The organism is Gilliamella sp. B3022 (assembly GCF_028751545.1).
Classification (GTDB): domain Bacteria; phylum Pseudomonadota; class Gammaproteobacteria; order Enterobacterales; family Orbaceae; genus Gilliamella.
Window position 1 is genome coordinate 2054663 of sequence record NZ_CP071867.1, and the last position, 12614, is coordinate 2067276.

The 12614-nt window shown below is 38.4% G+C and carries 8 protein-coding genes; all 8 read left to right on the top strand.

What is annotated here, in order from left to right; translation table 11 throughout:
- Positions 1-6 precede the first annotated feature (6 nt).
- The 8 genes from lpdA (at position 7) to J4T76_RS09280 (ending at position 12592) form a co-directional block, all read left to right on the top strand.
- Positions 7-1431 (top strand): dihydrolipoyl dehydrogenase, encoded by a 1425-nt coding sequence (lpdA, locus tag J4T76_RS09245; protein ID WP_267341893.1) that lies wholly within the window; start codon positions 7-9, stop codon positions 1429-1431.
- 776 nt (positions 1432-2207) lie between these two features.
- Positions 2208-4916 (top strand): type VI secretion system Vgr family protein, encoded by a 2709-nt coding sequence (locus J4T76_RS09250; RefSeq protein WP_274460451.1) that lies wholly within the window; start codon positions 2208-2210, stop codon positions 4914-4916.
- Complete coding sequence (locus J4T76_RS09255; RefSeq protein WP_267356270.1) at positions 4913-5926, top strand: DUF4123 domain-containing protein; 1014 nt, start codon at positions 4913-4915, stop codon at positions 5924-5926. The genes J4T76_RS09250 and J4T76_RS09255 overlap by 4 nt, the downstream gene beginning before the upstream one ends.
- Positions 5916-8957: a T6SS effector BTH_I2691 family protein gene (locus J4T76_RS09260; protein ID WP_267356269.1), complete on the top strand. Its 3042-nt coding sequence runs from the start codon at positions 5916-5918 to the stop codon at positions 8955-8957. Before J4T76_RS09255 ends, J4T76_RS09260 begins: the two co-directional genes overlap by 11 nt.
- A gap of 16 nt (positions 8958-8973) precedes the next feature.
- On the top strand, positions 8974-9858 hold the full coding sequence (locus J4T76_RS09265; protein WP_267355268.1) for a putative type VI secretion system effector: 885 nt from the start codon (positions 8974-8976) through the stop codon (positions 9856-9858).
- Positions 9859-9885: 27 nt separating this feature from the next.
- Complete coding sequence (locus J4T76_RS09270) at positions 9886-10770, top strand: putative type VI secretion system effector (RefSeq protein WP_274460452.1); 885 nt, start codon at positions 9886-9888, stop codon at positions 10768-10770.
- A gap of 25 nt (positions 10771-10795) precedes the next feature.
- Positions 10796-11680 carry a putative type VI secretion system effector gene (locus J4T76_RS09275; RefSeq protein ID WP_274460453.1) on the top strand — a complete coding sequence of 295 codons (885 nt, stop codon included), beginning with the start codon at positions 10796-10798 and terminating at the stop codon, positions 11678-11680.
- A 27-nt stretch (positions 11681-11707) separates the two neighbouring features.
- On the top strand, positions 11708-12592 hold the full coding sequence (locus J4T76_RS09280; protein ID WP_274460454.1) for a putative type VI secretion system effector: 885 nt from the start codon (positions 11708-11710) through the stop codon (positions 12590-12592).
- Positions 12593-12614: the final 22 nt, after the last annotated feature.

Here is a 12614-nt window from a genome sequence, read left to right on the forward strand (position 1 = left end):
TAGATTATGAGTCAAGAAGTTAAAACACAGCTTGTCGTATTAGGTGCAGGTCCAGCGGGTTACTCCGCTGCCTTTCGAGCGGCCGATCTTGGGCTGGAAGTCACCTTAGTTGAACGTTATTCAACCTTAGGCGGTGTATGTCTGAATGTAGGGTGTATTCCTTCTAAAGCATTGTTGCATGTCGCAAAAGTTATGGATGAAGCCAAATCATTGACCGCTCACGGTATTCATTTTGGTACACCAAAACTCGAATTAGATAAAGTGCGAGCTTGGAAAGAAAAAGTCGTTAATCAACTGACTAACGGTCTTGCTGGCATGGCAAAAATGCGTAAAGTAAACGTGATTCAAGGTGATGCTCAGTTTACTGGTAGTCATACTATGGATGTCACCTCAGCCAAGGGTATTACTAAAATTACTTTTGATAATGCCATTATCGCCGCAGGTTCCCGCCCTATTCAATTACCTTTTATTCCTCATGATGATCCTCGTATTTGGGATTCAACTGATGCATTGGCATTAACAACCATCCCTAAAAAATTATTATTAATGGGAGGGGGAATTATCGGTCTTGAAATGGGTACGGTATATCATGCTTTAGGTTCAGAAGTGGATGTGGTTGAAATGTTGGATCAAGTGATCCCGGCTGCCGATAAAGATGTGGTTAAAGTCTTTACTAAGCAGATTCAAAATAAATTCACGTTAAGGCTTGAAACGAAAGTGACAACAGTTGAAGCAAAACACGATGCAATTTATGTCACTATGGAAAAGAAAGACGGAACCGTTGAAACTCATACTTATGATGCGGTATTAGTGGCAATTGGTCGCACTCCTAATGGTAAACTCATTAGTGCTGAAAAAGCTGGCGTAAATGTTACCGATCGAGGTTTCATCGAAGTTGATAAGCAAATGCGTACCAATGTTCCTCATATTTATGCAATTGGTGATATTGTTGGTCAACCAATGTTGGCTCACAAAGGTGTACATGAAGGGCATGTTGCAGCAGAAGTGGTTGCGGGTAAAAAACACTTCTTTGATCCTAAAACGATTCCTTCCATCGCCTATACTGAACCTGAAGTGGCTTGGGTTGGTTTAACTGAAAAAGAGGCAAAAGAAAAAGGCATCGATTACGAAGTTTCGATTTTCCCATGGTCAGCATCTGGACGAGCTATCGCATCTGATTGTTCAGAAGGTATGACTAAGTTGATTTTTAATAAAGCCGATAATCGCTTACTTGGTGGTGCCGTAGTGGGAGCAAATGGTGGTGAATTACTTGGCGAAATCACTTTAGCCGTTGAAATGGGCTGTGATGCAGAAGATATTGCCTTAACCATACATGCTCACCCAACATTGCATGAATCAATCGGTTTAGCTTCTGAAATTTTTGAAGGTTCCATTACCGATCTACCTAATGCAAAAGCTATAAGAAAATAAACTTTCCTTTTGAGGAATTGCCGTCAGTTAACGCTGACGGCTTTTTTATTCTTAACTTATTGGATTAAATTTTATTTTAGACAAAACAGCCAATGATTCAGTGCATTGCATATTAAAGGCGCGTTCATTTGATAACACCTATTTAGTGAAAAAAGAAAACGAAACGGCATACACTCCTGAATATTTTTTACAAATTACTTTTTCATGTGTTCATAAAATCCGATTTCTAACGCATCATAAACTTCATCTTTTAACCACACGAAAATTCCATTTATTTGGTTTATCTTATTGATAGGTTAAAACCCATTTTTTATTTTGCCGTTCGTGATTTTGTCAAAAAGTTTGAGGAAAAGGGTATGCTTCAGTAACCATAATTTTGGCAATTAAAACTTGATTAACATTCCGTACAAACTATTCCAAAACAATCGGCGAAAGTACAATGCGATTTCTCGTTTTCTTTAATAATGCTTAAGCAACAAATCTCAAAGATATTTTATTGATTTATTAATGATCTGGGTAAGTTATCTTCTTAAATTAAAATTAAAGTATTTTTCAAAAAAAGGTTGCAAAATACACGAAACAGGGTATTTTATATTCTTTTTTAGGTTATTTTTTAACACGAATTCGCTTCAGATTTGAATGATGTTTCTCAATAAAAAAATCAACCTTTTGTTGTCAAAGTAAAGTTAAATAATTGTTCATAACAATAGCAACAACAATAATAACAATAACAATAATCTATATTTCGTAAGCATGAAATACTAAAAGAGGATAACATGGATAAAGGATTAACCCATCTGATCAATCCATTGGAAAATGGTTTAAGTCATGGTTTAAAACATGGATTAAAGCGCAGTCTGAAGAAAGGCACCGCCCATAATCGCTATACCTTAACTGTCGATGGTCAAAGCGCGCCGATTTCGGTTTTACAGGTTGCCGGCAATGAACAACTCAACCAGCCCTGGCATTACACCATCACCTTTACCAGCTCACATCCACATCTGGATGCGGAATCGTTTCTCAATCAAAAAGCCTGGTTTCGTTTCAATCCTGTTCATGCCGATTTGACCTCTTTGGCATTGGGTGCCTCAGACTTACTGAACGCCAGCACCCCATTTGATGCATTGCACGAATTAAAACCCTCCGAGTCGTCGGTCAATCCTCAAAGCGCGACAGCGCCCTTAAACGGGTTAAAGCAAAACACGCCACTCAATTCATTGAACGCCTTATTCTCACAAGGTGCATCACGTACGCTCTATGGCGTGATAACCACATTTGGACAGTTATCGGTCAGTCACGACGAGGTCCGCTATCAGGTGGTCTTATCCTCACCATTGGCAAGACTGGGGTTAAGTCACAATTATGCCATTTTTCAGAAACAAAGCGTGATAAGTGTGGTTGAAGAAGTCCTGCGCAGTCATGGCTATACGGGGGTGGATTATCGTCTGGAATTAAACCATCACTATCCGGAGCGAGAATTCATCACGCAATGGCAGGAAAGTGACCTGGCATTCATTCAACGACTGCTGGCGGATGTGGGGGTGTATTTCCGGTTTGAAACGCATGGCGAGCATCATTGTGATGTGATGGTCATCAGTGATAACGAGCAGGGGTATGGGCAGGCGTCGGATATCCGTTACCAACCGCCCAGTGGCACCCTGGATGGTGGACGGGAAAGTGTCTGGGACATCACCTTGCGCAGTCAGGTCGTCGAATCCTCGGTTAAGGTGCAGGATTATAACTACCGCGATGCCAACGCCAGTTTCGTTGGTGAAATCAACAGCCAGCCGAAAGACACCACCACTTATGGCACCGATTACCGTTATGATGAGCATTACAAAGGTCTGACCACACACGGTCAGGCAGAGAAAGACGGGGAAGAGGAAGATAACAACAACAATAACAACAATAACGACAATTATCACAATAGCAATAACAATGACAATGACAATGACAATGACAATGACAAGAGCCATCATAACAGCGACAATCCTTACGACAATGCGGTGGAAAGTGGTAACTGGTATGCGCGAATACGTCATGAACACGCCATCAGTCAACAAACTGTCATCCACGGGAAAAGCAATCATGCCAATCTGACACCGGGTCAACGCATACAGATTAACGGTAGTCCATGGATGGACATTGATGAGGGCGTCATAATATTAAGTGTGCAAGGGCAAGGCAACCGCACCGAAGCTTACGAACTGCGTTTTACCGCCATACCGTATCACGCCTTAAAACCTTACCGACCGGCACCGCTGCCGGCGCCGACGGTGCACGGCACCCTGCCGGCACGGGTAAGCAGTCCGGATAATGACACTTACGGTTACATTGATACACAGGGTCGTTATCGGGTTAAATTTAACTTTGACTTAAAAGCGTGGAAAAACGGGGAAGAGAGCCTATGGTTAAGACTGGCCAGACCGTATGCCGGCAGCACCTATGGCATTCACTTTCCGCTCATTGACGGCACGCAAGTGGCGGTCGCCTTCACCAACGGCAATCCGGACCGACCGTATATCGCCCATGCCCTGCACGACAGTGCACACCCTGACCTGGTGACCACGATAAACAAACACCGCAATGTGATTCGCACCCCCACCAATAACAAACTGCGCATGGAAGACAAACGGGGGCAGGAGCACATCAAGCTGGCGACCGAATACGGCAAAACGCAACTCAATCTGGGACACTTAGTCAACCAAAAAAAAGCGTTACGGGGCGAAGGGTTTGAACTGCGCACCGATGAATGGGGGGCGATAGCGGCTGAAAAAGGCTTATACCTGACGACACAAACCGAGCCCAAAGCGCAAGGTCAGCAACTGGATATGCAAGGCGCCATTACCCAGCTGGAAAATGCCTTATCGATAGCCAAAGCGCTGCAACAGGCTGCCAATCAATGCGACGCACACGGTGCTGACACCGCCAGTCAGGACCAGCTTAAAGCAGCGTTAACGACGCTCACTGAAAGTGGCATCTTAGCTTATGCACAGGCAGGCATTGCGTTAACCAGTCCGGAAAATATCCAGTTATCAACCGGTAACAGCGTAAGTGTCACCGCTGAAAACCAGACTGACATCACGGCATTAAAAAACATCACACTGGCATCGGGCGATGCGATAGGGTTATTTGCCCACAAATCAGGGATGAAGGTCTTTGCCAACCAAGGGGATATTGACATACAAGCCCAAAATGCCAACTTGAATATGGCGGCTCAACAAGATATCAAAATCGACAGTGTGGACGGTGAACTCACCCTCACAGCAAGCGAAGAGCTGACGTTAATGTGTGGTGGCTCTTTTATCAAAATCAGCCGTGAAGGCATTGAGCTGGGCACAGCGGATAATGTGTATATAAAAAGCAATGCTCTGCAAAAAATGGGACCGGCAAAAGTAAAAATAAAAAGTACATTACCAATTGGGTGTCAACGAAAAATAGCGCAAGGAACAAAAAATCAAGGAGCAATAGTTGAATTATCATGAATACTGTTACCGAATTTGAATTTATTCAATACAATGATGGTGAATTAGACAATCAACACGCTAATCAATTAACAAAACAACTGATTAAAAATTTTGACAATGCTCAATATGGTTATTTATTGCTGGATCTAAGTTTACGTAACATAAATCAATTGGCTTTAGATAGTGAAATTTATGCTTATATTGAAGAAAATTCCTCATATTTACAATCAATACCGTTTAATCATCCGGCGTTTAATTTTACCAACACGCCATCACTGTTACCCATTGACCGAAAAAACACACATCTTTATGAAATCTTAAAACAGACTGTTTTATTGTCTTATCAAGAAATCAAACCTGAATGGTTATTATCAGGACAGGGACGGGCAATGTGTGGTTGGCTTTTTTCAAATAAATCGATTGATATTGTTTGTCAACATATAGCCAAATTATGCATTCAACGAAGTCAGATTAACAATGGTCTGTATCTTTTACGCCTTTACGATCCTAGCGTATTAAATGCAATATCTGATCTTATGTTACCGCAAATTCGAGATAAAATTTTTGCTCAAACGACCAATTGGTTAATCCTTAATGGAGATGGTTTACTGATCGAATATGCCGCAGTTGAAAATAATAGGCAGCTTATGCCATATCGATTAGGTATAACAGAAACTGAAGAAAATAAAATTGCTCACATAGGTTTAGAAAATCAAATCTTGCTTAACTATCGAAGCAAATTACAACATCAACCGCGTTATAGTGAAGATCAAGCAAGAATACAGATACGCAAAGCACTGGATATTGCCATACAACACCAATTAAACGATCCACAAGATAAAGTTTTATTTGCGTTGCATTATTTAACTCTAGGCAGTGAATTTTATCGAACCCCAAAAATCGCAGAATTACTCAGAATAAAAGATAGTTTCTACCAAAAACGAGTTGCTGCAATCACTGCTGAACAATGGCAACAAATTAAGCAACAAAGTAAAGAATTAATATTAGGAGAACGTTATGACATGTGATTGCGCATCATCAAAAGGACTAACCATATTGCCGGTTAACTACTGTGTCATTCCTAAAATTGAGGGACTTAATTTACCCAATTGGGCAAATCAACCTAAAATTACTGACGCTAAACTTAAATATGACTACAGTTATGCATTAAGAGTCATACGGGAAGGGTTTTTATATCTTTTTTATGAAGAAGGCGCTCGAGGTAACCACTACTGGGAAGTCTATAAAATTGCAAAAAATGGCACATTTTGGAAACAATTTTCCGCACAAATGGCAACTACGGAAGAAGACTGCGGCTGTGCAGCAGTATTACAAAATAGCGCTAGTGCTGAATTTATTTGCATTGAACAACCGCAACAATGTGGAAAAGTATGGTTAGCATTCAGTGAGCATAAATGGGAAAATGATGTTTTGACAAATTACGAAACCGATAATCAGTTGCGCAGTGAAAGAATGAGTTTAATAGAGCCTAAAAAAATGGCTCAAGGCTCCGTTATTGAAGCCAATGGTATAGCACAATTAAACGAAAGCAACGTAAAACAAATCATTGATTATAATGAGAAGTCGATATTATCTATCATTCCAGATCCAACCATCAAGCGGTCTAAAACGCTAGTTTCCAATGATATAAATCAATGGAATACCGCCTTTTTTAATCAACATTGTACCCTTTACCCATGGGCGATAAACCGCCAGTTAAATCACACTCTTAACTCAGCAAGGGAGCGTTCAACCGAAAAAAACAGCTATATTGTCGGATTAAATGATGCGGCAGGTATCAGTAAAGAACTCAATGGTTGGTGTAATGAAATCATAGGTTACCTAAAGCTATTTAGTGAAGAACGTGAGCATGAAATTCAATCAGATGCATTGTTAACATTGTTCGAAAATAGCTTTATTAAAGCCAACGAAGATGAACGCCGTGAAGCCTTAAAGATTTATGAAGAATTGCATAGACAAAATAATTATTGGTTAGAAAAGGTTACCGAAACCGAAGGTGCAGATTGGTTAGCAAAGCGAAGAGTGCAGTATCAAAAACAATACCTTCTTGAACCGGACCTGCTGGCAGCGTTAAATCAAGGGTGTGATCTGTTTGCTGATTGGATGAAGCAACCACGAGTAGGTGCGTTATATTACCAACGATTGGATGTTGCTATGAAAGAGGTACAAAGTAATAAAAAAATCAGCGACTATCTTAAAAAAATCACCCAATTACGCGCTAAAGCCATTATGACAGTGCAGATAGACGAAACAATGCACAAAGAAGAAGTTGAAAAAATTACTACAATACCAAGAGAACAATGGAAAAAATACCAAGCCAGAATCAATCAACCATTAAGAGACACGTATCACAAAAAATACGAAGCGATCACTCAACAAGCAAGCTTGTTACACGAACAACGTAGCGAAAATGCCTTTATATGGATACAAAGTAATAGTTTTTTGAGCGTGCTTAATGACTACAGTCAGAACAATATTGAGGACGGTATCTTGTTTGAACGACTTGTTATCACGGCAATAGAGGGTTTGCAAGATACAAAGAAAGGTAATCAGGTTATTGGTGACTGGATCAAGGCGCGTAACATTCCTAAAACCAATCTAATCTGGCGAGCAGTAGCCTTTAATCAAACTGCAGCCATTAAAGAGTTAGAAGAATTTTTACTGGATGCTGAAAAATATCGTGAAGTAGACGGCAATGGTCGTTTGCATCGTACGTTACTCAACGTACCAAAAAATCTGTCCTACTTTACCTCAATTAGTCGGGATATTAACAGCAGTCTGCAAAAAAAGAAGCCCGATATCAATGCTAAATTTATCGATAAATTTGCCTACAAACGCGATAAGCTTGCGTCAATTTTAATTGGTAAATTATTCCGAAAACAGCCTGTTCGCGTGATGGTCGACGGTTTGCAAATCGGTGCGGATAATATTAACCATTATATTGGTCAGAAAATTTTTATGGTAAGAGCTGGGCTTGAGCCAGACATCGTTAAATCCGTCATGAATGAATATTATGATCGTAGGGATTGGATTACAAGAATGAAAAAATTAAACATTGATAATCAAATGTTTTCAGGTCCCTTCCCTAATGTTGAGCAAAAAGGCCTTAAAGGCCAGTTAGTCAACAATTACCTAAAAACCTATACTCATAACATTCTGAAAAAAATCATTATAAAGAAAAACAATAAACCGACTAGCGTTATTATCAAAGGAAAATACGATGAACTGTGGGACAGTTATCACAGTCGTACATTTGGTCGCGATTTAAAAGGTACAAGGTTGTCGGCTGTTTTAATGGCATTTCAAATACCGGTGATTATGACGCTCATTATGCAAACGGATGATCACACGTCAGACGATTTTTTGAACCAGATTATGGCGGCATCCTTAAGTTTTATTAGTGTTTTCACCGATGTTTTGATTAAACCTATTAATATTGCTTTTAATAATACTAATTTGGTTATTGGGTTAAGAATGACCGGACATCTTACTGGGGCGGCATCTTCTATCTTTGGGTTGATGTATGCTATTCCGCAGGCTTTGAAAAGTAATCAAGATAATATTGAATTAATATTAAATAGAGCTAGTGTAATGGTCTATATTAGTCAATTTTTGAAAGCAAGTACTGCATTATTAGAGATGTCACCTAAATTAGCTTCTAAATTTTTGATAAGAAAGTTTATTCAATTTGCTGCCTGGAGGATTTTGACCTTTTTTGCAGCATGGTGGGTGCAATTACTTCTAATTGCATTGGAGTTTGTCTGGAATTTGATAGTCGATGATGACATTCAAAAATGGATAAGATCCACCCGATTCGGCACGCAATACAAACGAGATGAGACGCCGGATTTTAAAACTGAGTTTCAGGCATTTAAAGAGCTAATGAAAGTTGAAGACAATCAGGAAGAAGTGGAGCAACAATCAGACAACTTTTTAACAGCCATCGGATGGGACAGTGATTGGTTATCAGACACATTAGGGATTAATTCCAACAATAACACTTACGCCACAGCCAATATCCCTTATTCTATAAATTAAAAAAGCGATAAACATTATGAGTCTAAAAAATTTTTATAAAATTCAGAAGCAAATCATCGATCGCTCCTGGCGACATCCCCCCAAACCACCGGTTCTACCGTGTTTGGGGGATGAATTTACCAAGATTTGTGGAACGATAGAACGCATTGATATCGAGCAACAACAACAAGCGTTTGAAGTGGAATCGTATGAAAACATGAAAGAAATAATGGAAAGAACCGAAAGAGCCGCCAAGATAGGGGCCATCATTGGTGCCTTACGAGGGCAAGTTGGTTTGACTGGAGGGACACAAACCAAAGCATTTTTACGAGATGCCAATTTTGTTAATGTGCAAATTGAAAATAAGATTTATTGTGGTTGGTTAGGTGATTGCCCGTTTCGGGAAGGGGATAACGTTGAAGTGGTGGTGGAGTGGCAAAATGATCATTACGAACTGTATGCGATAGCCAAACCGGATGAAAGGATAATAAGTGTTTGCCCCAATTGTTTTAGAGGGCGCTGGGCTTATTTTTTTTATGTTTTGCCGCGTACTATTATTATGTGGTTACTTTCACTATTAGTGATGACAGGTCTACATGTATATTATTATAGTCTTGATGAAGTATTATCCTTAAGTAAGGATTATATAGATAATATATCTATGTCTGCATTAACTTATGGTCTTTTTGCACTTGCCGGTTTGATTATTGCCATAAAAGACAGTTTTAAAACCAAAGTGAAAATTGCTGAACAAATTTTTAACGCCTTAAATCTGCCAAAAATATCCAGAATAGATTTAAGAAAGTACACCAATAGAAAATGTTGGAAATTAAAATTTCAAGGTAAATATACTGCAAATAATCAAAAACCAAGGCTCAGTTATAACATTAAAGCTGATGATAATAATCTTTTTTATTATTAACAAGAACAAAACCAAGATTATCAAGATATGAGTCTAAAAAATTTTTATAAAATTCAGAAGCAAATCATCGATCGCTCCTGGCGACATCCCCCCAAACCACCGGTTCTACCGTGTTTGGGGGATGAATTTACCAAGATTTGTGGAACGATAGAACGCATTGATATCGAGCAACAACAACAAGCGTTTGAAGTGGAATCGTATGAAAACATAAAAGAAAGTGTAGAAAGATTAAATAGAGCCGCCAAGATAGGGGCCATCATTGGTGCCTTACGAGGGCAAGTTGGTTTGACCGGAATGGCAGATAATCAACCTATTTTACGAGATGCCAATTTTGTTAATGTGCAAATTGAAAATAAGATTTATTGTGGTTGGTTAGGTGATTGCCCGTTTCGGGAAGGGGATAACGTTGAAGTGGTGGTGGAGTGGCAAAAGGATCATTACGAACTGTATGCGATAGCCAAACCGGATGAAAGGATAATAAGTGTTTGCCCCAATTGTTTTAGAGGGCGCTGGGCTTATTTTATGTATTGCTTCAAAGGCACTATAATTAGTTTAATGATTACACTGATTGTTATGACAGGTATTTATATACATTATCATGGACTCAATATCGCATTATCTTGGTATAAAAATTATCTGAATTATGTTTCTATGGTTGCATTAGGTTTTGCTACTTTTGCAGTTATGGGGCTTTATATAGTATTAAATGACAGTTTTAAAACCAAAGTGAAAATTGCCGAACAAATATTTATTACCCTAAATTTACAAAAAATATCATGGGTTAATTTGAGAAAATTCACCAATAAAAAAATCAGAAAACTAAAAAAACAAGGCAAATACCAGAAAAACGAGAAAATACCTAAAAAAGTCTTTAATACATGGTCAAGTGATAATTTTCTGTATTATTATTAAAACACGTTGCGAGAGTTGTTGATTAATGAGTCTAAAAAATTTTTATAAAATTCAGAAGCAAATCATCGATCGCTCCTGGCGACATCCCCCCAAACCACCGGTTCTACCGTGTTTGGGGGATGAATTTACCAAGATTTGTGGAACGATAGAACGCATTGATATCGAGCAACAACAACAAGCGTTTGAAGTGGAATCGTATGAAAACATAAAAGAAAGTGTAGAAAGATTAAATAGAGCCGCCAAGATAGGGGCCATCATTGGTGCCTTACGAGGGCAAGTTGGTTTGACCGGAATGGCAGATAATCAACCTATTTTACGAGATGCCAATTTTGTTAATGTGCAAATTGAAAATAAGATTTATTGTGGTTGGTTAGGTGATTGCCCATTTCGGGAAGGGGATAACGTTGAAGTGGTGGTGGAGTGGCAAAATGATCATTACGAACTGTATGCGATAGCCAAACCGGATGAAAGGATAATAAGTGTTTGCCCCAATTGCTTTAGAGGGCGCTGGGCTTATTTTCTTTATGTTTTGTCGCGTACCATAATAATAGTATTGTTTGTATTATTGTTTTTTACATGTCTTGATGTCTATTCTTTTGGGCTCAATGAAGTATTATCACTAAGTAAAAGCTATTTAGATGACATAAGTGCCGTTGCAATGGCTTTTGGTAGTTTTGCATTTGTCGGATTAATTATTGCCATAAAAGACAGTTTTAAAACCAAAGTGAAAATTGCTGAACAAATTTTTAACGCCTTAAATCTGCCAAAAATATCCAGAATAGATTTAAGAAAGTACACCAATAGAAAATGTTGGAAATTAAAATTTCAAGGTAAATATACTGCAAATAATAATAAACCTAAAATTAACTATAGAATTAAAGTTTGTGATAATAATCTTTTTTATTATTAACAAGAACAAAACCAAGATTATCAAGATATGAGTCTAAAAAATTTTTATAAAATTCAGAAGCAAATCATCGATCGCTCCTGGCGACATCCCCCCAAACCACCGGTTTTACCGTGTTTGGGGGATGAATTTACCAAGATTTGTGGAACGATAGAACGCATTGATATCGAGCAACAACAACAAGCGTTTGAAGTGGAATCGTATGAAAACATGAAAGAAATAATGGAAAGAACCGAGAGAGCCGCCAAGATAGGGGCCATCATTGGTGCCTTACGAGGGCAAGTTGGTTTGACCGGAATGGCAGATAATCAACCTATTTTACGAGATGCCAATTTTGTTAATGTGCAAATTGAAAATAAGATTTATTGTGGTTGGTTAGGTGATTGCCCGTTTCGGGAAGGGGATAACGTTGAAGTGGTGGTGGAGTGGCAAAAGGATCATTACGAACTGTATGCGATAGCCAAACCGGATGAAAGGATAATAAGTGTTTGCCCCAATTGTTTTAGAGGGCGCTGGGCTTATTTTTTTTATGTTTTGTCACGTATTATTATTATGTGGTTACTTTCACTATTAGTGATGACAGGTCTACATATATATTATTATAGCCTCGATAAAGTATTATCCTTAAGTAAGGATTATATAGATAATATATCTATGTCTGCATTTACTTTTGGCCTTTTTGCACTTGCCGGTTTAATTATTGCCATAAAGGATAGTTTTAAAACCAAAGTGAAAATTGCTGAACAAATTTTTAACGCCTTAAACCTGCCAAAAATATCCAGAATAGATTTAAGAAAGTACACCAATAGAAAATGTTGGAAATTAAAATTTCAAGGTAAATATACTGCAAATATTAATAAACCTAAAATTAACTATAGAATTAAAATTTGTGATAATAATCTTTTTTATTATTAAAAAGATAACAAGAACAAAACCA